The following is a 19,483-nucleotide window of genomic DNA, read 5'->3' on the forward strand; positions in this document are numbered from 1 at the left end:
CATGAAGGGATATAATCGGTTAGAGCAGATTATGGACTTCCTGAAAAGCCATAATCTGGTAACGGTCGACCAACTGGTTGCGGTAACTAACGCCTCGCCGGCGACCATCCGTCGCGATCTGATTAAACTCGATCAGGAAGGGGTCATTAGCCGTACCCACGGCGGCGTGACGCTCAACCGATTTATTCCCACACAGCCGACGACGCTGGAAAAAGCGCAGCGTAGCCCTCAGGAGAAATACGCCATCGCCAGGGCGGCGGCGTCGCTTATCAAGGCCGGCGATGCCATTGTGCTGGACGCCGGTACCACCATGATTGAACTGGCGCGACAGATTACGCATCTGCCGCTGCGGGTCATCACCAGCGATCTGCATATCGCGCTGTTTCTGGCTGAATTCAAACAGATTGAGGTGACGATTATCGGCGGGCGCATCGATGACAGCAGCCAGTCGTGTATTGGCGAACATGGGCGACGCTTGCTGCAGAATGTGTGGCCGGATCTGGCATTCGTCAGCTGTAACGGTTGGGATTTGCAAAAGGGCATTACCGCGCCGACGGAAGAGAAGGCGGCGCTGAAGCGCGATCTGATCGCCAACGCCCGGCGGCGGATCCTGCTGGCCGACAGTTCGAAATACGGCGCCTGGTCGCTGTTCAATATCGCGCACCTCGACTCACTCACGGACATCATCACCGATGCGCATTTGCCAGGGGAAACCCGTGATGCGCTCCAGGAACTCTCGCCGCGGCTGATTATCGCCGATTAACGTCCGGCCATCATGTCGCGCTTGCCGCCTGACGGTCCTCGTTCAGCAATTCAATAAATGCCTCCAGCTGGCGCGTCTTCGCGCCGCGTCGCCACACAAGCCAGGTCGTCAGCCAGCGCCACTCTTCGGCGAGCGGCCAGGCGGAAACCTGCTGATGGCCTGGCATACTCTCCAGCATACTGCGTGGGATCAGCGCCAGCCCAGCGCCGGCGATTACGCAGGCTAACATACCGTGGTAGGACTCCATCTCATGGATCCTTCCGGGCGTCGCTCGGTCGGCGTGAAACCAACTCTCAAAATGACGGCGGTAGGAGCAGTTGGCGCGAAATGCGTAGACATTCGCGCCGTTGACCTCGCTGGCGCGGGTTACCGGCGCATGGCCATAAGGGGCGACGATCATCATCTCTTCCGGGAACACCGGTAGCCCCTCCAGACCGGGATGAACCAGCGGACCGTCGACAAACGCCGCGCTGAGCGCGCCTTCCAGTACGCCGTCAATCATGGTGCCGGAAGGGCCGGTGGACAACGCCAGGTGGATCTTCGGGTAACGCTGGTTGAAAAGGGCTAACGTGGTGGGGATGCGCACCGCAGCGGTACTTTCCAGCGAGCCGAGGGAAAACAGCCCCTGCGGCTCATCGCCGGCGACCACCATCCGCGCTTCATCGACTAACGCCAGGATTTGCTGGCTGTAGCGTAAAAAACTGTGCCCGGCGGGCGACAGACGCAGCCGTTGGTTCTCGCGAATAAATAGCTCGACGCCGAGGTCGGCCTCCAACTGGCGAATGCGGGTGGTCAGATTCGACGGGACGCGATGCACCTTCTGCGCGGCCTGGGTAATACTGCCGGTACTGGCGACGGCGTTAAACATCTCAAGTTGGGTAAGGTCCATAGCATTCTTCTTTTGTGAATGTATTGCTTAATATTATTCATTTTCAATGAAAGGAAGAGTAGGCCACACTATCCACACTTCGCAATCCCTACAGAGAGAATAACCATGAATTTATCTGCCACCCACGCGGTTTCCGTGAACCCGACCACTGGTGAAGTCGTGTCGTCTCTGCCGTGGTCAACCGAACAACAAGTGGATTCAGCCATTGCCCTGGCGCAACAGGGTTTTCGCCAGTGGCGCCAGGTAACGGTCGCCGATCGCGCCGCCGCGCTGCGTAAAGTCGGCAGCGCAATGCGCGCCCGCGGTGAAGAACTGGCGCAAATGATCAGCCTTGAAATGGGTAAGCCCATCGCCCAGGCGCGCGGCGAAGTGAGCAAATCGGCTAATCTCTGCGACTGGTATGCCGAACATGGCCCGGCGATGCTGGCGACCGAAGCCACCCAGGTAGAAGATAATAAGGCGGTGATTGAATACCGGCCGCTGGGGCCGATTCTGGCGGTGATGCCGTGGAACTTCCCGGTCTGGCAGGTTCTGCGCGGCGCGGTACCGATTCTGTTGGCAGGGAATAGTTATCTGCTGAAACACGCGCCGAACGTGATGGGCAGCGCGCAGCTGCTGGGCGAACTGTTTGCCAAAGCGGGTCTGCCGGCTGGCGTCTTTGGCTGGATCAACGCCACCAATGAAGGCGTCTCGCAAATTATCAATGATGATCGTATCGCAGCGGTCACGGTGACCGGTAGCGTACGCGCCGGGCGGGCAATCGGCGCTCAGGCCGGCGCAGCGCTGAAAAAATGCGTGCTGGAACTCGGTGGTTCCGATCCCTTTATCGTGCTTAACGATGCCGATCTGGACGAAGCGGTGAAAGCCGCCGCCGTCGGCCGTTATCAGAACAGCGGGCAGGTCTGCGCGGCGTCGAAACGCTTTATCGTTGAGGCGGGTATCGCAGACGCTTTTACTAAAAAATTCGTGGCCGCGGTGGCGGCGCTGAAAATGGGCGACCCGCGCGACGAGCAAAATTATATCGGCCCGATGGCGCGTTTTGATTTGCGCGATGAACTGCATCAACAGGTTGAAGCCACGCTGAAGGAAGGGGCGACGTTATTGCTTGGCGGCGAGAAAATCGCCGGCGCCGGCAATTACTACGCGCCAACGGTACTGGCCAACGTTACCCCGGAGATGACCGGTTTCCGTCAGGAGCTTTTCGGCCCGGTGGCTACCATCAGCGAAGCCCGCGACGCGGCCCATGCCCTTGAACTAGCTAACGATAGCGAGTTTGGCCTTTCGGCAACCGTCTTTACGTCAAGCAGCGCGGAAGCGGAGCGTTTTGCGCGTGGTCTGGAGTGCGGCGGGGTATTTATCAATGGCTATAGCGCCAGCGATGCCCGTGTGGCGTTCGGCGGCGTGAAGAAAAGCGGCTTTGGTCGGGAACTGTCGCATTTCGGTTTGCATGAGTTCTGCAATATTCAAACCGTATGGAAAGACCGCCGCTAATCGACGTTAGCGCCTGACGTCCGTCGCCGCGCTCTGCTATACTCGCCACCCGAATTTCGATGGTGGGCAAGGAGCCGAGTGTGGCGACGGTTATTAATAATGCAATGCTGGATGCCGTTCTGGCAGAAATCAGGCCGCTGATAGGGCGCGGCAAGGTAGCGGACTACATTCCAGCCCTGGCGCGGGTCAGCGGCAATAAACTGGGCGTCGCCATCTGTACGGTTGACGGCCAACACTATAGCGCCGGCGATGCCCACGAACGTTTCTCGATTCAATCTATCTCGAAGGTGCTCAGTCTGGTGGTGGCGATGAACCATTATCAGGAAGAGGAGATCTGGCAGCGCGTCGGTAAAGATCCTTCCGGCCAGCCCTTTAACTCTTTACTGCAGCTGGAGATCGAGCAGGGAAAACCGCGTAACCCCTTTATCAACGCCGGGGCGTTGGTGGTCTGCGACATGCTGCAAAGCCGCCTGAGCGCGCCGCGTCAGAGAATGCTGGAGATCGTGCGTCGGCTGAGCGGGGTGGACGATATCGCCTATGATTCGGTGGTCGCGCGCTCCGAGTTCGAACACTCCGCACGTAACGCCGCCATCGCCTGGCTGATGAAATCCTTCGGCAATTTCCATAATGATGTCGCCACGGTGCTGCAAAACTATTTCCACTACTGCTCGCTGGAGATGAGCTGCGTTGAGCTGGCGCGGACCTTCCTGTTTCTCGCCGATCGGGGGATTGCCCCGCATCTGGCGGACCCGGTCATCGCGCCGATTCAGTCGCGGCAGGTTAACGCGCTGATGATGACCAGCGGCATGTACCAGAACGCCGGCGAGTTCGCCTGGCGCGTCGGGCTGCCGGCAAAATCTGGCGTCGGCGGCGGCATTGTGGCGATTGTGCCGCAGGAGATGGCGATTGCAGTGTGGAGTCCTGAACTTGATGAAGCGGGTAACTCGCTGGCGGGGATCGCCTTACTGGAAAAACTCACCCAACGTTTAGGAAGATCGGTGTTCTGATGTCTGCAATGGAAAATCTGTTCGCCCGGCTTGGGCGTTCAACGTTCCGCTCTCGCTTCCACCTTGGGGTGAAAGAGCGGCAGTATTGTTATGATAAAGGGCCGGAGATTATCGACAGCCACGCGGCGGATTTTATCGCCAAACGGCTGGCCCCGGCGCAGATTGCTAATGACGGCAAGCAGACGCCGATGCGCGGGCACCCGGTATTTATCGCCCAGCACGCTACGGCGACCTGCTGCCGCGGATGCCTGGAAAAATGGCATGCGATCCCGCGCGGGCGGGAACTGAGCGGCGAGGAGCAGCGTTACGTCGTACAGGTGATTCACCACTGGCTGGTGATGGAAATGAACGCGCTTACCAACCGTTAACCTATAACGCTCAGGCATGGCAGTATGCCTAACAAATATTCTCATGCTATGATAATCCGCTAACTAATTATTTACATAATAATTGCCTGAAACAATTAGACGGATAATTACTGAATGTCTTCACTGTCGATTCGGTCATTCACGCTATTTCGCGAGGATCAACCGGTGCGCGATGCGCTGGTGTTATTCACGCTGACGATCCTGCTGCACTTTATGGGCGCTATGTTACTTCTGGTGCAGGAGCTCTCGTTCTTTTGGCCGCTCAATGCCGTTATGGCAGGTATTTTCGCACGCTACGTCTGGCTAAATCGCAGCTATTTTTACGCTATTTGTTTTGCCGCGATGCTGGTTTATGACGGCCTGACTTCCCGTTGGGGCATGGGTTTTGCGTCGCTGCTGATTAACTTCTCCAATATCGTCTTTATCGTCATTCTGGCGCAACTGGTGCTGTGGGATAAGCGGCGTGCCGATTCGATGCCGGGGCCAATTAACGCGCTGAATCTTTTCTGTTATTGCCTGCTGGCGGCGCTAGTGTGCGCGGCGGTTGGCGCGTTGGGCTCGGTTGATGTTGAACGGGCGACTTTTATTCCGCAACTGGCGGACTGGTTTAGCGAGCAGTTCTCGACTGCGGTCCTCATCCTGCCGTTTATTCTGACCCTGACGCTGCCATCGGTGCTGGGCCGCTTTCGTTTTAGCCAACTACTGCCGGTGATAGCGCTGGTGCTATCGATGGCGCTCGGCGTGGCGGTAGGCGGCGCCGGAAGCCTGACTTTCCCGCTGCCGGCGCTGATCTGGTGCGCGATTCGCTATCCATTGCCGCTGACCTGCCTGCTGACGTTTATTACCGGTATCACTGAGATTCTGCTGGTGGCAAACTCGCTTATCCATCTGTCGCCGGATGCGCGTCCGCAGCCGTGGCAGCTGTTTTCAACCCGTCTTGGCATGGCGGCGATGCTGATTAGCCCGGTGATCGTGGCGACCAGCGTCGAGGCTATCAACAACCTGGTAAAACAACTGGCGCTCCGCGCTGACTTCGATTTTCAGACCCGGGTTTACTCTCGTTCCGGTTTGGGCGAGGCGCTGAAACGCCAGGCGCCGCACCCGGATAAACAGCTCTCGGTGATGGTGCTGGACATCGATGGTTTTAAACGGGTGAATGATACCTGGGGCCACGAATGCGGTGACTGCGTGCTGGCCCAGTTTGCCCAGCGCGTACGTGAACTGGCGGGCGAAGAGGGAATGGTGGCGCGTATCGGTGGGGAAGAGTTTGCCGTTGCGGCGCTGCTTGATAATGCTCAACAATCCCATCTGCTGGCGGAAAAAATTCGCCAGGGGATTGAGTCGGAAACGTTCACCTGGGGGCAGCAGCGTATTCGCCTGACGGTGAGTCTCGGCTTGCAGTGCCGCGAAGTCGGTGAAGGACGGATCGCCGAGCTGTTTAATCAGCTGCTGATGGAAGCGGATGACCTGTTAGTCAACGCCAAGCAGGCCGGGCGCAATCGTGTTTGCGTGCAGGCGCTGCCTGACGGCGTGTGATAAGAAAATCCAATGGTCTTTTTGCTTGAGTTAAATATTAGTTAAAAACATAGTGATGTGGTCATTTTCAGGGAGCAACCTATGGCCACACCTATTTCACTTCGCACGCTGACGCGTGAATCTATTCTTGAATCCCTTCCGCAATTAAATGAAATCCTCGCCAGCTGCGTGAACGGCGGGGCTTCGGTCAGTTTTATGCAGCCGTTTTCACCGGACACCGGCGAGCGCTTCTGGCAGCGGATGGCGCAAAGCGTCGCTGCCGGCGAGCGGATTGTGCTGGCGGCCGAAAACCAACAACGGCAGATAGTGGGGACCGTCCAGTTGATTATCGACCAGCCGGAAAACCAGCCGCACCGCGCCGATGTCGCCAAGCTTTTGGTTCACCAAAATGCGCGCCGGCAGGGGATCGCCGGGTTACTGATGAGCGAGCTTGAGGCTATTGCACTGGCGCACGGGAAAACCGTGCTGGTGCTGGATACCGCCACCGGTAGCGGCGCGGAGAGCTTCTATCAGCAGTGCGGCTGGCAAAAAGCGGGAGAAATTCCGCAGTTTGCCTTAATGCCTGACGGGGAAATGTCGGGTACCTCGCTGTTCTATAAGATCCTCCCGACGACAGAATAATGCGAAGAGGTTTGATCAAAACGGGGTTTTGCGAAGCATAAAACCTGATAACTTATTGGACCAATTACTCAGGTTGTATGACTACTCTAAGAGGGAACCCATTGTGAAAACCTTAAACCGTCGTGATTTCCCCGGCGCGCAGTACCCTGAACGTATCATCCAGTTTGGCGAAGGTAACTTCCTGCGGGCGTTTGTTGACTGGCAAATTGACCTGCTTAACGAGCATACTGACCTGAATGCTGGCGTGGTCATCGTCCGACCCATCGCCAGCGATTTCCCGCCGTCGCTGAGCACTCAGGACGGTCTCTACACCACGATTATTCGCGGACTGAATGAAAAGGGCGAAGCGGTCAGCGATGCGCGTCTTATTCGTTCGGTAAACCGCGAAATTAGCGCCTACGCCGACTATGACGAATTTCTGCGCCTGGCGCACAATCCGGATATCCGCTTTGTCTTCTCCAACACCACCGAGGCCGGTATCAGCTACCATGCGGGGGACCGTTTTGACGATGCCCCGGCGGTAAGTTATCCGGCGAAACTGACCCGGCTGCTGTTCGAACGCTTCAGCCATTTTGCCGGCGCCGCCGATAAAGGCTGGGTTATCATCCCTTGTGAACTCATCGATTATAACGGCGAGGCGCTGCGTGAACTGGTGCTGCGCTATGCGCGTGAATGGGCGCTACCGGAATCCTTTGCCGCCTGGCTTGCAGAGGCGAACACCTTCTGTTCGACGCTGGTGGACCGCATCGTTACGGGCTATCCGCGCGATGAAGCGGAGCAGATTGAAACGCAGCTTGGCTATAAAGATGCCTTTCTTGATACCGCCGAGCACTTTTACCTGTTCGTGATCCAGGGGCCGAAATCGCTGGCCGCCGAACTGCGCCTCGATAAATTACCGCTCAACGTGCTGATTGTTGACGATATCAAACCCTATAAAGAACGGAAGGTCGCGATTCTTAACGGCGCGCATACCGCGCTGGTGCCGGTAGCCTGGCAGGCGGGCCTGGATACTGTCGGTGAAGCGATGAACGACGTGGAAGTCTGCGCATTTGTCGAAAAAGCGATATACCAGGAGATTATCCCGGTTCTCGATCTGCCGCGCGATGAGCTGGAATCATTCGCCAGCGCGGTAACAGGACGCTTCCGCAACCCCTATATCAAACACCAGCTGTTATCCATCGCCCTCAATGGCATGACTAAGTTCCGTACACGTATCCTGCCGCAGCTGCTGGCAGGGCAGAAGCAAAGCGGTAAATTGCCACCGCGCCTGACTTTCGCGCTGGCGGCATTGATCGCCTTCTACCGCGGCGAGCGTAACGGTGAAGTCTACCCGGTTCAGGACGACGCGGAATGGATCGCACGCTTTCAGACGCTGTGGGCGCAGCATCGCGATGGCCAGCTTTCAACGCAGGATCTGGTAACGTCGGTGTTGTCGGTAGAATCGCACTGGCAGCAGGATCTGACGCAGGTGCCAGGACTGACGGCGCAGGTAACGGCTAATCTGGATGCTATCTTACGTGACGGCATGCGCAGCGCCGTAAAACCGCTGTGCTAAACGCTCCTCTGCAATGACCCGGCATGCTGCCGGGTTAATCTCTTTCATTAGTTACAACATTCTGGTTGTTGTTAGCAGTAAACCGTTGCAGTAACATCGTACCGACATCGCTTCGCAGCGGGGAAAGGGATGAAATGTGCACTCGGCGCTTGAAGTCATTTTCAGAAAGCAAAATAATGACTTAACGATGATGTTTAGCGTGCGGAGATCCCATCAATGAATATAGACATACGTGAACCTACTGACCGGGATTACAGCGCCTGGCGAGCGTTATGGGAGGGGTACACGCAGTTCTATAATAGCCCGCAGCCGGAAACCGTCACCGAACATACCTGGCGACGTCTGCTGGATCCGCAGTCTCCGGTGATCGGTCGGGTAGCCGTGGTTGAGGGCGAGGTGCTGGGGTTTGCTATCTGCGTACTTCACGAAGGCACCTGGGTAACGACGCCTATCTGTTATCTGGAAGACCTGTTTGTTGCACCAAAAGCCCGCGGACGGGGAGTCGCGAGAACGCTGATTCGAACGCTGCAGGCTGAAGGTAAAATTCAGGGATGGTCGCGGCTGTACTGGCACACCCGTCACGATAATCCTGCACGCCGACTGTATGATGAATTCACCCCTGCGGACGATTATGTTCGATATCTGATGAAGCTCTAGCTGTGCGACACAGGAGAAGCAGCATGGAAAAACGAATCGAAACTACCGTTAATCTGATTATGTTTCTGTCGTTACTGGCCACCGCCTGGGATCTTTCGCTGGTTCACGACTTCCCCTGGTGACATGCAGCGGCGCCGTCGGGCGCCGCTGGTACCGAACCTATTTGAGGTAATCCGCCATATACTCTTCGATCATTTCGCTGAAGCTGTGGTTGGCGCTAAACCCAAGACGCTGAGCATAGCGCGTGTCGAAATCGCCGGGCCACGAATTGACAATGCGTTCAATGGCGGCATCGGGGGTGAAGGTGATACGCTGCGCGACTTCACTGCCGGCAACCTGGCGCAACGCCGCGATCATCTGTTCGACGCTGACCGACAGCCCGCAGAGATTAATCACCCGACCGTCCGTCAACTGTGCTTCAGCCAGTTCATGCCCGTGAATTAAAGCCTTAATTGCGTTACGGGGCGATAACAGCCACAGACGGGTATCCGCCGCGACCGGGCAAACGGCGGATTCCCCATTAAGTGGCTCGCGGATAATACCGCTGGCAAAACTCGATGCCGCCTGATTGGGCCTCCCCGGGCGCACGACGATGGTGGGCATGCGCAGGCTTCTGCCATTAAGCCAACCGCGACGGCTGTAATCCGCCAGTAACAGATCGCAAATGGCTTTTTGCGTGCCGTAAGAACTCTGCGGCAACCATACCTGTGAATCGCTCACTTTTTCTGGCAAGTCGCCGCCGAATACCGCCACCGAACTGGTGGTCACCAGTTTGACGCTCTGCGGCAACTGACGCAGGTGCTCGAGCAGTTGGCGGAAGGCATCAACGTTGATTTTCATCCCCAGCTCGAAGTCCTGTTCCGCCTGGCTTGAAACGATGGCGGCTAAATGAAAGACGCTATCGACCTGAGCGGGAATCGCGCTACGTAACCATTCGCTATCGCTGATGTCGCCGGTTAATACCTGTAAACGGCTATCGTCAATCCCCTGTAACGCCACGCGGTCGATAGCGATCAGTCTACCGATTTCTTGGGTTTCGCCCTGCGGGCCGCTTAGCGAACCACGCTGAAGTAGCGCCTTGACCAGTTGGGAGCCAAGAAATCCGGCGGCGCCGGTGACGGCAATCGTTAATGTATTATTCATGGTGATTTTCTCAATATTATTAATGGTTAACCATACGGGCAGGAATACGGAATATCGCCGCAGCGCCGATAAACAGCGTCGCGGATATGATTAAGGTGCCGGTTAGCGTCGAATGGGTCATATCGGTGAGCAGGCCCATAATCCACGGGGCGACAAAGCCGGCGAGATTGCCAAAGGAGTTGATTACCGCGATACCGACCGCGGCGGAAGCGCCGCCAAGGAAGGCCGTCGGCAGGCTCCAGAAGAGTGGTAGGGTGCTCAATCCGCCGGCGGCGCCAATTGTTAAACCGATCATCGCAATCACCAGATCGTGGCTGAACAGCGCCGCAATAATCATCCCCAGGCCGCTCATGACGGCGATGGCGGCGAGATGCCAGCGACGTTCTCTGCGTTTATCGGCGCTGCGCGAAGCGGCAATCATGGTGACTATCGCTGCGGCATAAGGAATAGCGGTTAACAATCCGACTTTCAGCACATCGCCTTCACCGGCGTTGTGAATCAGCGTTGGCATCCAGAAACTGACGGTATAGAACCCGGCAATCAGGCAGAAATAGATAAAAGTCAGTAACCAGACCTTCGGATTCTTCAGGACGGCCAGCATTGAACCATGCTGCTCGGTTTTATGGCTGCCATCGCTGTGCAGTCGCGCCTCGAGCAACGCTTTTTCGTCATCTGACAGCCATTTCGCCTGAGAAATGCGGTCGGTAAGCAGAAATATCACCAGCACGCCAATGAGCAGAGATGGCGCGCCTTCAATAATGTACAACCACTTCCAGCCAGCGAGACCGCCATACTCATGAAAATGGCCCATAATCCAGCCAGAAAGCGGAGCGCCGAGGATCCCCGAAAGCGGCACGGCGGTAGCAAAGAGGGCAAACATCCGTCCGCGGCGATAGCTGGGGAACCAGAACGAAAGATACAGAATTACGCCGGGATAAAAGCCTGATTCCGCCACGCCTAAAAAGAAGCGCACGGTATAAAACTCCAGCGGCGTGCGCACGAATGCCGTCAGCGGCGCGATGAGCGCCCAGGAAATAAGTAAACCGCCAAGTAACCGTCTGGCGCCGAAGCGATGAAGGATCATATTGCTGGGAATTTCAAAAAGAAAAAGCCGATAAAAAATATTCCCGCGCCGATACCGTAAACGGTGTCGGAAAATGCCAGATCGCTCGACATTTGTAATTTAGCGATACTGACGTTGATCCGGTCAAGATAGGCCAGAATATAGCAAATCATTAATAAGGGCAGCGTGCGGCGGACGACTTTCTTCCACACTAACTCTTCATTTATGGCAGGCGCAACGCCCTCCAGGCTCAACGCAGAGTGGTTTGACATAGTTCTATCTCCGAAAAATGAGCGCGCACCGGCGCTCACTGAGGCATTGATATTATGTAGGTTTTAGTTATTTAACCAGGCTTGCGCCCAATCCAGTCCGGCTTGCGTTCCGGCGCGAGGACTATATTCCGCGGCGACGTAACCATCATATTTTTCCTGCTCGAGTACGGCGAAAATCCATTGATAATCCACTTCGCCGTCAATCGGCTCCTGGCGCGCCGGTACCGACGCAATCTGAATATGGCCGATATACTCTTTATAGTTTTTCAATAAATACGTTAGATTGCCATCGACCTGCTGGGCATGGAAAACATCAAGCTGCAGTCGAATATTGTCGCGGTCCGCCTGGCGAATATATTCCATCGCCTGATATTGGCTGGAAAATAAATAACCCGGACGGGTGGCGGGCGATAAACCTTCAAGCAAAATGGTGATGTTATGCGGTTTGGCCAGATCCGCCGCATAGCGTACGTTGTCAATAAACGTGTTCGCACAGTGCTGCCGATCGAACCCTTCGGTGACGCCCGCCATAACATGTATCGCCGGGCACTGCAGAGCCGCAGCATAGTGAATGGCTAAATCAATGGCTTTGCGGGCTTCCTCTTCACGGCCAGGTAAAGCCGATAATCCCCATTCGCCGCGTGCGGTATTGCCTGCCGGAGTATTAATGCCGATAAGCTTGAGGTGATGTTTCTCTAATTCGCGGGCGACGGTCTCTACGGGATATTCGTAAGGGAACCACATCTCAACGGCATTAAAACCGGCTCTGGCCGCCAGGGAGAAGCGCTCCAGAGGCGGATTTTCGCCGAATAACATCGATAAATTGGCAGCAAGTTTCAACATTATTGCATTCCTCGAAGCACAGTCATTTGTTGATGATCGAGATAGTTCACCGGGCTGTTTTTCAACGTGAAGAACAGGCGGGCGGACGCTTCCATCTCTTCCAGATTGTCGGCGGCATCGCGTAGCGATTTGCCCACCACCACCGGGCCATGATTAGCCAGCAAAAAAGCCTTATGCTGCGCGGCGCGTTCGCCGAGCCATTGGCCAATCTGCGGATCGCCAGGGCGGAAATAGGGGACCAGCGGTATTTCGCCGACCCGCATGACCACATACGGCGTACAGGCCGGCAGGGTATTAGCCGGGTCCAGGTTCTGCAGGCAGGATAGGGCCGTCAGGTAATGGCAATGCAGATGGACGACGGCGCGACACTGCGGATTGTTGCGGTACAGTGCGAGATGAAAACTCACCTCTTTTGAGGGTTTTAAACCCGAGAGCAATTCACCGCTCAGAGTCACGTGCGACAATTCTTCGGCGTTAAGCTCGCCAAGACAGGAGCCTGTCGGGGTGGCCAGAATCGTGCCGTCAGCAAGCTGGACGGAAAGATTGCCAGCCGAACCGGTTGCATAGCCGCGATTAAAGAAAGAGCGAGCGATAGAGACCATCTGTTGGCGTAAGGATGACTCGTTCATGCGCAAGCCTCCGCGGTCTGCGCGCGGGCAAAGAAATTGTCATCGCCAAAATTACCCGATTTGAGCAGCAGGAAAAGCGGCCGGGAATCTGCCTTGATCCATGGAACGCCGGGTGAGACCGCGGCGCCAATAGTGAAATGGCGAATATCAAGCGCTTGCGTTACCGCGCCGGAGGTCTCTCCGCCCGCGACGATGAACCGGCTCACGCCTTGCTGCGCAAGTTGTTTTGCTAATTGAGAAAACAGCATCTCAACGATCAACCGACTTGGCTCGGCGCCATAGCGTTGTTGGATGTTGTGCAGCTCTGCGACCGAAGTCGTGGCGTAAACCATTGGCGCCGTGGCCGCGTCGGACTGCTGGTGCAGCCATTCAACGATCTGACCGCAATACTCATCAAGCGTCCAGCGTTTATCAAGCAAACCTGCCACGTCCACGGGCAGCGCTGGCGCCTGTTGGCGGTATTTTTCCACCTGTACCTGAGTTCTCATAGAGCAGGACCCGGATAATACTACCGTACAGGCCGCTGGCGTGGTGACGCTAAAGGGAAGGGAAGGCTCCGTGGCGTTGGCCCAGCAACGCGCGAGACCCGCGGCTAAGCCGGAACCACCGGTAACCAGCTTCATATCGTGCAACGCTTGCCCCTGAATTTGCAGATGTTTCTCGTTTAATGCGTCCAGCGCGATATAGCGATAGCCCGCGGCGGATAGGGTTTGGAGCGCGTCGCGCACGGCCGCCTCGCCGGATTCCAGAATCTGCGCATTGATAAGGGCGCATGTGCCGCGTGACTGACGTTCCATTAAACGGCGCAGATCGCTGTCATCCATGGGATTGACCGGATGATTACGCATACCGGACTCCTGCAACAGGCGGTCTTCAACGAATAAATGTCCCTGATACACCGTACGACCATTAATGGGCAAGGCCGGAGAGATCACCGTGGTTGCGACGCCCAGCGCATCCATCAAGGCATCGGTGACCGGACCGATATTCCCCTCGATCGTGCTATCGAAGGTGGAGCAGTACTTAAAATAAAAACGATCGCACCCCTGTTGTTGCAACCAGCGCAGCGCATTCAGTGACAGCGTCACAGATTCTTTGGCTGAAACAGAACGTGATTTCAGACTCACGACTAATGCGCGAGCATCGCCCTGGTAATCTTCACCGGGGACGCCGCTAAACAGGCTGGTCGCTATTCCGTTATTAGCCAGAAAACTGGCGATATCCGTCGCGCCGGTAAAATCATCGGCAATTATGCCTGCTCTCATATCCTGTCCCCTCATACAGCGAGTGTTAATTTACGGTATTATCTGTTGTTAAATGTTAATATCAATGATTGAGGTGATGAATACAGCGACGACGATCACAATAAATAACATTTATTATCTATTTTTCACATTAACTGGCACTGTTAATCCGGTGTACAGCCCTGGATGATGTGATAAAATGTGAAAATATGAGATAGCGAGACACCATCAGGAGAAATCGATGCTGCCATTGGAGAGACAAGAGAAGATATTGGAAATCATTAAAGACAAAGGGGTGGTCAGCGTCGTCGAACTGGTCGAGGCGCTGGGCGTGTCGCATATGACAATCCGGCGCGATATTCAGCGCCTGGAGCAGCTTAACGTGCTGGCCAGCGTATCGGGGGGGGTGGCACTTCCGCAACGAACCCGCCTGCTGAATGAACCTTCGCATCGCGATAAAACGCTTATGTTTCCCCAGGAAAAGGAGGCTATTGGTCTGGCGGCGCTTAAGCATATTCCCGCGAACAGCACCGTCTATCTGGATGCCGGGACCACGACGCTCGCGCTGGCCGAAAACCTGGTTGAGCGTCAGGACTTGCTGATCATCACCAATGATTTCGCCATTGCCAATTTGATGATTGAACGCGGGCAATGTGAATTGATCCATACCGGCGGACGCTTATGCCGTGAGAATCAGTCGACCGTTGGCCACCTGACGGCAAAAATGCTGGAGAACCTGTTTATCGATGTCGCGTTTATTTCGGCGTCATCATGGAATTTGCGCGGACTGTCGACGCCCAACGAAAATAAAGCCATCGTGAAACAGACCGTGGCGAAGGTAAGTGAAAAATGTATCCTGCTAAGCGACTCATCAAAATATGGAAAAATGGCGAATTACCTGATCCTGCCGCTGAGCGAGCTTGATGTCATCATCAGCGATGACCGGCTGAGCGGCAGTGTAGTAAATCAGCTGAATGCGCTTAACGTTGATGTCGAACTGGCGACTACGCGTTAACCAGGAGTCGGGCCACAATAAACAGCCGCGGGAACAATAACAGCACTTTCCCGTTACACTGTAACGGATAATGTTGTTGTAACAGCGTCAGATAACGCTCTAAAAACACGTTCTTTTCTGCTTCATCAAGATTCTGCAGATACGGGCGCAGACCGGTTGCCTGCAGCCAGTCAACGATCGCCTGGTGCGATTCCAGAGGGTGATAATAGGTGGTGCGCCAGATGTCCACCTCGCAACCGCTGTTGCTCAGCATGTCGTAATACAGCTGGACGCTGGGGAGCGGCTGTCGGCCACTTTCCGGAAATCCCAGCTCTTCAGCGACCTGACGCATCAGGGTATGAGAGGGCTCTTGCCAGTTATCCGGCATCTGAACCGCCAGAACGCCGCCATCGCTTAACTGGCCGGCCAGTCGCGGGAACAGCGTTTGATGGTCTGTGAGCCATTGTAAAGAGGCATTCGCATAGATCACGTCTGCGGGCTCAGATGGCTGCCAGTCTTCTATATTTGCGGTGATAAACTCACAATCGGGAAGCGCTTGCGCCGCCTGTGCCAGCATGGCGGCGGAATTATCAACGCCAATAATTCGCGCTTCAGGCCACGCTGCACGCAGTAAGGCCGTGCTGTTGCCTGGACCGCAGCCCAGATCCACAGCCAGCTTGACCGGCTGTTGCGCAATACGCGCCGTTAACTCAGCCGCCGGTCGGGTGCGCTCATCAGCAAATTTCAGATACAGCGAGGGATTCCAGTCTGCCATAGATAACCTCAAGTTAACGATCCGCGTCTATCAGCATAGAGGACGTAGCGCGGTTGTGAAGCTGTTTTTTAGTGACAGTGTCACTTTATTCGGAGTGAAGGGTGCGGCGCTCATCACACAGATTGCAGGGTTTCTTCGTTACACTGGTCGTGCATATATAACAGGGATGAATGAAATAATGGCCTTAACCATCAGGGTATTACTGGAAAATCGCCTTGCGGCGCACGCCGATCCGGCGTTGACAGCCAAAGCAGGACTTAGCCTGCTCCTTGAGGATGAAACCAGCAAAGTGCTGTTTGATACCGGCCCTGACGGCAGTTTTCTTAAGAATGCGCAGCGGATGGGGATTAAACTGGATAACTTGACCGCGACGGTATTATCACACGGCCATTACGATCACTGCGGTGGCGTCCCCTGGCTGCCGGAGGGGAGCCGAATTATTTGTCATCCACAGCTTACCCAACCGCGCTATGCCGCTATCAGCCTTGGCCGGCACGTACGCAAAATCAAAAAACTCTCGCTTGAGCTCGACTATTCCCGCTTTCGCATGGAATGCTACCGGCAGCCGTTTGCCATCAGCGAACGTCTGTTGTGGTCCGGCGAGATTGTGGTAAACCGTCCGCAATCCTTTGGCGTTTTAGCCAGCTCGCCGTTGACGCCTGATTATATCGTCGATGAAGGCGTCCTTATCTATCTTTCTGACCACGGTCTGGTCATCATCTGCGGCTGCGGACATCGTGGCGTAGAGAACATTGTGCGGCATTGTCAGAATATCACCGGTATCGAGCGGGTCCACGCATTGATCGGTGGGCTACACCTGCGCGCCGCATCCGTCGCCAGGGTCTGGCAGGTCCGAAGTTATTTACAACAGCTGCAGGTGGAGAAAATTTTGGCCTGCCACTGTACCGGCGCCTGGGGAAAACTGTGGCTCGCCGGCGCACAGGCGCCGGCTACAGGGGATATTTTGCAGCTAGCTTAATAAGGATCAGTCGGCATCTTTGAGCATTTCGGCGCGCCGGGCGGTGGCATAGACGAATTCCAGCATCGGCTCAAGGTCAGTATCGTGTCCCGCCTGGATGATTTTGCCACGCAGCCATTCGATTTCGCTGGTGATATCCGGATGAAAAATGTTGTTGTCCTGCGCCTTGCGTAACCATTTGAGAAGAAAATTATTTTTTCCTCTCGCTCCGCCCGATTTCTTCGTTTTTACGTGGATTTTCAGCGCGACCAGAATGCAGTAGTAAAAATGGACGCGCTGGTTGAAACTTTGATGCATGTCGGTATTTCCCGCCAGGGTAAGCCGCTCGCCGCGGCAGGCGACGAGTCGAATGGAGCCAGGTCACGGGGGGATCGTTTTGTTGACGACCTCTATCACTGCACCCGTACCGCCCGGCATCCAGGACTGGATGCTCGCGGAATGGTGGCACGGATATTAAAGCGTCGTCAATTATTGATTAAATTGTTACCAGTATCATGATTAATCGGCATACATCATACGTTCGTCCTGGTCTGCTGTATTTTGATTAATGGTGGGTACCAGACCGGCGCAGTATTCACTTCGGACATACGGCAGGCTCCTTCATCTGAATGGGGTCTTTAACCGGATAAGCCGGACTGCCATAATCGGCGCAGCTTGTTGTGACTTTTACCTGGTCACAGGGCTGGAAATGCACGGTGATGCCGCAGGTTTTGTCTGTGGAGGCATAGGGCGGGAGTGGCACGATGCGTGAATGCTGTTTTTTCATCCGCCTGACTTTTGCAAACCATTCGCTGGTTTTATCACCGTACTCATCCCAGGCACGATTTCTGTCTTTTTGAGACATCCCTGTGGTATCGGGAGGGATGGGTTTGGGTTCTGTCATATCAAGAGTGCTACCCAGACCTGTTTCCCAGTCTATCCTGACGGTCATGCCGGGTTTCCAGGACGGCGGTGCGCGGTAACAGCATCCGCCGCCTCCCCCCTGAAAGGGGCCTATGGCATCAAGACCGGACTGTCCGTTAACGCTGAAATGATTAATTGCCCATTTGGTATGGTTGATGGCTTCGATAGTGCCTGCAAATGCGATGGGAGAGCCGGTAAGTAGCAGAACGACACCGGTCAGCAAAGTCCTGTAACAGGGATTCATCCATAATTCCTTTTATTCAGGGATGGGGCATGATCTTAATGCCTACTATTTGTAAGGATTCTCCTCTGTTTTTTTCTGAAAATCAAAAAAACAGGCTTAATGCGAGTTTTAGTTACACTGAACTTCAGATTCCTCGACGAACCCGAAGCAGCAGGATAAACGCCATGGCGACGACCACCGCAGCCAGCAGATACAGCGTATCAAGCGCATAATAACCCGCCACCCAACCGGCAACCGGGCCGGTCAAACCCAGCGCCAAATCGAGAAAGGCTGAATAGGTACCCAGCGCCGTGCCCTGGTTTTGTTCTTCTACCTGTTTCACCGCCTCGACGCCCAGCGCCGGGAAGACCAGCGAGAAACCAGAACCGGTGAGGAATGCGCCAATACCGGCGACCCACGCCGACGGCGCCTGCCAGATAATCAATAATCCAAGACACTCCACTACGAAGCAGACAAGCGACACCGGCACGCCGCCGTAGCGGGTGATGGTGTTGCCAAGGATCAGGCGTATACAAATAAAACCGATGCTGAAGAGAGAGAGGGTGAAGGCCGCGCCTTGCCAGTGGTGAGCCGAAAAATAGAGGGTGATAAAGGTGGCGATAACGCCAAAACCGACGGTACCCAGCGCCAGTCCCAGCCCGTAGGGCCAGATCCTGCGCACTACCACATGAAACGGCGCTCTCACTCCGGCGGTTACGCTGACATCCTGGCGGGTGCGGGCAAAGAGCAGGCCAATTAGCGCAACCAGCACTACCACTACGGCAAAACCGCTGATGCCAAAATAACTATTGAGCATCACCCCCAGCGGCGCGCCGACGGCCATTGCCACGTAGGTCGCGACGCCATTCCATGAAATCACCCGCGAGGTGTGAATCGCGCCAACGGTTTTAATGCCCCATAACGTTGCCCCGGTGGCGGTAAAGCTTTCTCCCACGCCGAGGAAAACCCGGCCAATCAACAGGGCACTGACGGCGAGAAGTGGTATAGCTTGCAACATCACCGCCGCGAGGGTGAAGAGTCCGCTTAACATGCAGCAGATGATGCCGAGGCTAACGACCTTTTTTGGCCCCCAGATATCGGTATAGCGGCCAGCATGCGGGCGGCTTACTAGCGTTGAAATGTACTGCAGGCTGATAACGACTCCGGCGATTAGCGTACTGTACCCGAGCTGGTAGTGGATGTAGCCGGGAAGCACCGCCAGCGGCAGGCCGATGGAGAGATAGCAGATACAGGTGAAGACAACGATGGAAATAATTCGCAGGTTAAGCTGAGTGGTGCTGACAGAAGTAGTCATAACGCTAAGTGTTTAAAACGAAAGGGAGGTTAAGCATAGCGCAAGCGCGGCGGCTCCGGCGAGCGGGCGAGCATTTTATGCCAACGCTCGGTTCATTTATTGGCAAAATGACCGATAATATAGCTATACAGATGATAAATAACGCCCATATTATTTCTTAGAGTGATACCTGAGTTTGAAAGGGAAATGGATGAGTGGCCAGTCTTAGGATGG

Annotated in this window: 19 protein-coding genes and 1 pseudogene; 10 read left to right on the forward strand and 10 right to left on the reverse strand. The window is 55.3% G+C overall.

From position 1 onward, the window contains the following. The first annotated feature begins 1 nt into the window (after window position 1). A complete protein-coding gene (locus EAE_RS18895) occupies window positions 2-763 on the forward strand; it encodes a DeoR/GlpR family DNA-binding transcription regulator (protein WP_015366720.1) in 762 nt (253 codons plus the stop codon). Window positions 764-773: 10 nt separating this feature from the next. On the opposite strand, the gene ptrR is transcribed toward EAE_RS18895, so the two are convergent. Further along, window positions 774-1,652, reverse strand: a complete 879-nt coding sequence (ptrR, locus tag EAE_RS18900; RefSeq protein WP_015705323.1) for a putrescine utilization regulator PtrR — start codon at window positions 1,650-1,652, stop codon at window positions 774-776. 105 nt (window positions 1,653-1,757) lie between these two features. Here ptrR and sad point away from each other — a divergent pair, with 105 nt between their 5' ends. The 7 genes from sad (at window position 1,758) to EAE_RS18935 (ending at window position 8,887) form a co-directional block, all read left to right on the forward strand. Further along, complete coding sequence (gene sad, locus EAE_RS18905) at window positions 1,758-3,143, forward strand: succinate-semialdehyde dehydrogenase (protein WP_015705324.1); 1,386 nt, start codon at window positions 1,758-1,760, stop codon at window positions 3,141-3,143. Between the two features lie 80 nt (window positions 3,144-3,223). Then, window positions 3,224-4,150 carry a glutaminase B gene (gene glsB / locus EAE_RS18910; RefSeq protein WP_015366717.1) on the forward strand — a complete coding sequence of 309 codons (927 nt, stop codon included), beginning with the start codon at window positions 3,224-3,226 and terminating at the stop codon, window positions 4,148-4,150. Next, window positions 4,150-4,518, forward strand: coding sequence for a DUF4186 domain-containing protein (locus EAE_RS18915; protein WP_015705325.1), 369 nt, complete (start codon window positions 4,150-4,152; stop codon window positions 4,516-4,518). Before glsB ends, EAE_RS18915 begins: the two co-directional genes overlap by 1 nt. A 114-nt stretch (window positions 4,519-4,632) precedes the next feature. Further along, window positions 4,633-6,054, forward strand: coding sequence for a GGDEF domain-containing protein (locus tag EAE_RS18920; protein ID WP_164926751.1), 1,422 nt, complete (start codon window positions 4,633-4,635; stop codon window positions 6,052-6,054). Window positions 6,055-6,135: 81 nt separating this feature from the next. Further along, window positions 6,136-6,675 (forward strand): GNAT family N-acetyltransferase, encoded by a 540-nt coding sequence (locus EAE_RS18925; RefSeq protein ID WP_015705327.1) that lies wholly within the window; start codon window positions 6,136-6,138, stop codon window positions 6,673-6,675. Between the two features lie 103 nt (window positions 6,676-6,778). Then, window positions 6,779-8,230 carry a tagaturonate reductase gene (locus EAE_RS18930; protein WP_015705328.1) on the forward strand — a complete coding sequence of 484 codons (1,452 nt, stop codon included), beginning with the start codon at window positions 6,779-6,781 and terminating at the stop codon, window positions 8,228-8,230. Between the two features lie 216 nt (window positions 8,231-8,446). Next, a complete protein-coding gene (locus EAE_RS18935) occupies window positions 8,447-8,887 on the forward strand; it encodes a GNAT family N-acetyltransferase (protein WP_015705329.1) in 441 nt (146 codons plus the stop codon). A 159-nt stretch (window positions 8,888-9,046) separates the two neighbouring features. Here EAE_RS18935 and denD read toward each other — a convergent pair whose 3' ends face one another. The 5 genes and pseudogenes from denD to otnK form a co-directional block, all read right to left on the reverse strand. Continuing rightward, window positions 9,047-10,030, reverse strand: coding sequence for a D-erythronate dehydrogenase (gene denD, locus EAE_RS18940; protein ID WP_015705331.1), 984 nt, complete (start codon window positions 10,028-10,030; stop codon window positions 9,047-9,049). A 19-nt stretch (window positions 10,031-10,049) separates the two neighbouring features. Next, window positions 10,050-11,365, reverse strand: a pseudogene (locus EAE_RS18945) (MFS transporter). Between the two features lie 63 nt (window positions 11,366-11,428). Beyond that, window positions 11,429-12,208 (reverse strand): 2-oxo-tetronate isomerase, encoded by a 780-nt coding sequence (gene otnI, locus EAE_RS18950; protein ID WP_015366708.1) that lies wholly within the window; start codon window positions 12,206-12,208, stop codon window positions 11,429-11,431. Continuing rightward, a complete protein-coding gene (gene otnC, locus EAE_RS18955; RefSeq protein ID WP_015366707.1) occupies window positions 12,208-12,837 on the reverse strand; it encodes a 3-oxo-tetronate 4-phosphate decarboxylase in 630 nt (209 codons plus the stop codon). The genes otnI and otnC overlap by 1 nt, the downstream gene beginning before the upstream one ends. Further along, window positions 12,834-14,102, reverse strand: coding sequence for a 3-oxo-tetronate kinase (otnK, locus tag EAE_RS18960; protein WP_015705334.1), 1,269 nt, complete (start codon window positions 14,100-14,102; stop codon window positions 12,834-12,836). Before otnK ends, otnC begins: the two co-directional genes overlap by 4 nt. Window positions 14,103-14,322: 220 nt before the next feature. Between otnK and EAE_RS18965 the strand changes: the two genes are divergently transcribed. Beyond that, window positions 14,323-15,096, forward strand: coding sequence for a DeoR/GlpR family DNA-binding transcription regulator (locus EAE_RS18965; protein ID WP_015705335.1), 774 nt, complete (start codon window positions 14,323-14,325; stop codon window positions 15,094-15,096). Here EAE_RS18965 and tam read toward each other — a convergent pair. Beyond that, window positions 15,086-15,850, reverse strand: coding sequence for a trans-aconitate 2-methyltransferase (gene tam, locus EAE_RS18970; RefSeq protein WP_015705336.1), 765 nt, complete (start codon window positions 15,848-15,850; stop codon window positions 15,086-15,088). The genes EAE_RS18965 and tam overlap by 11 nt on opposite strands. Window positions 15,851-16,028: 178 nt before the next feature. On the opposite strand from tam, the gene EAE_RS18975 reads away from it, so the two are divergent. Next, window positions 16,029-16,829 (forward strand): MBL fold metallo-hydrolase, encoded by an 801-nt coding sequence (locus tag EAE_RS18975; RefSeq protein ID WP_015705337.1) that lies wholly within the window; start codon window positions 16,029-16,031, stop codon window positions 16,827-16,829. A gap of 6 nt (window positions 16,830-16,835) precedes the next feature. Here the strand turns inward: EAE_RS18975 and EAE_RS18980 are convergent, their stop codons facing one another. The 3 genes from EAE_RS18980 to EAE_RS18990 all read right to left on the reverse strand — a co-directional run bounded on the left by EAE_RS18980 (window position 16,836) and on the right by EAE_RS18990 (window position 19,270). After that, on the reverse strand, window positions 16,836-17,126 hold the full coding sequence (locus EAE_RS18980; protein WP_015366702.1) for a hypothetical protein: 291 nt from the start codon (window positions 17,124-17,126) through the stop codon (window positions 16,836-16,838). Window positions 17,127-17,403: 277 nt separating this feature from the next. After that, window positions 17,404-17,976 carry a Tli1a family immunity protein gene (gene tli1a / locus EAE_RS18985; protein ID WP_015705338.1) on the reverse strand — a complete coding sequence of 191 codons (573 nt, stop codon included), beginning with the start codon at window positions 17,974-17,976 and terminating at the stop codon, window positions 17,404-17,406. 124 nt (window positions 17,977-18,100) lie between these two features. Then, on the reverse strand, window positions 18,101-19,270 hold the full coding sequence (locus EAE_RS18990) for an MFS transporter (protein ID WP_015705339.1): 1,170 nt from the start codon (window positions 19,268-19,270) through the stop codon (window positions 18,101-18,103). Window positions 19,271-19,483: the final 213 nt, after the last annotated feature.

The organism is Klebsiella aerogenes KCTC 2190, assembly GCF_000215745.1.
Classification (GTDB): domain Bacteria; phylum Pseudomonadota; class Gammaproteobacteria; order Enterobacterales; family Enterobacteriaceae; genus Klebsiella; species Klebsiella aerogenes.

Excerpts from the sequence above, each read along its gene's own strand:
- EAE_RS18895 (WP_015366720.1), top strand. The coding sequence starts at position 2 with ATGAAGGGATATAATCGGTTAGAGCAGATTATGGACTTCCTGAAAAGC.
- ptrR (WP_015705323.1), bottom strand. The coding sequence starts at position 1,652 with ATGGACCTTACCCAACTTGAGATGTTTAACGCCGTCGCCAGTACCGGC.
- sad (WP_015705324.1), top strand. The coding sequence starts at position 1,758 with ATGAATTTATCTGCCACCCACGCGGTTTCCGTGAACCCGACCACTGGT.
- EAE_RS18915 (WP_015705325.1), top strand. The coding sequence starts at position 4,150 with ATGTCTGCAATGGAAAATCTGTTCGCCCGGCTTGGGCGTTCAACGTTC.
- EAE_RS18920 (WP_164926751.1), top strand. The coding sequence starts at position 4,633 with ATGTCTTCACTGTCGATTCGGTCATTCACGCTATTTCGCGAGGATCAA.
- EAE_RS18925 (WP_015705327.1), top strand. The coding sequence starts at position 6,136 with ATGGCCACACCTATTTCACTTCGCACGCTGACGCGTGAATCTATTCTT.
- EAE_RS18935 (WP_015705329.1), top strand. The coding sequence starts at position 8,447 with ATGAATATAGACATACGTGAACCTACTGACCGGGATTACAGCGCCTGG.
- denD (WP_015705331.1), bottom strand. The coding sequence starts at position 10,030 with ATGAATAATACATTAACGATTGCCGTCACCGGCGCCGCCGGATTTCTT.
- otnI (WP_015366708.1), bottom strand. The coding sequence starts at position 12,208 with ATGTTGAAACTTGCTGCCAATTTATCGATGTTATTCGGCGAAAATCCG.
- otnC (WP_015366707.1), bottom strand. The coding sequence starts at position 12,837 with ATGAACGAGTCATCCTTACGCCAACAGATGGTCTCTATCGCTCGCTCT.
- otnK (WP_015705334.1), bottom strand. The coding sequence starts at position 14,102 with ATGAGAGCAGGCATAATTGCCGATGATTTTACCGGCGCGACGGATATC.
- EAE_RS18965 (WP_015705335.1), top strand. The coding sequence starts at position 14,323 with ATGCTGCCATTGGAGAGACAAGAGAAGATATTGGAAATCATTAAAGAC.
- tam (WP_015705336.1), bottom strand. The coding sequence starts at position 15,850 with ATGGCAGACTGGAATCCCTCGCTGTATCTGAAATTTGCTGATGAGCGC.
- EAE_RS18975 (WP_015705337.1), top strand. The coding sequence starts at position 16,029 with ATGGCCTTAACCATCAGGGTATTACTGGAAAATCGCCTTGCGGCGCAC.
- EAE_RS18980 (WP_015366702.1), bottom strand. The coding sequence starts at position 17,126 with ATGCATCAAAGTTTCAACCAGCGCGTCCATTTTTACTACTGCATTCTG.
- tli1a (WP_015705338.1), bottom strand. The coding sequence starts at position 17,976 with ATGAATCCCTGTTACAGGACTTTGCTGACCGGTGTCGTTCTGCTACTT.
- EAE_RS18990 (WP_015705339.1), bottom strand. The coding sequence starts at position 19,270 with ATGACTACTTCTGTCAGCACCACTCAGCTTAACCTGCGAATTATTTCC.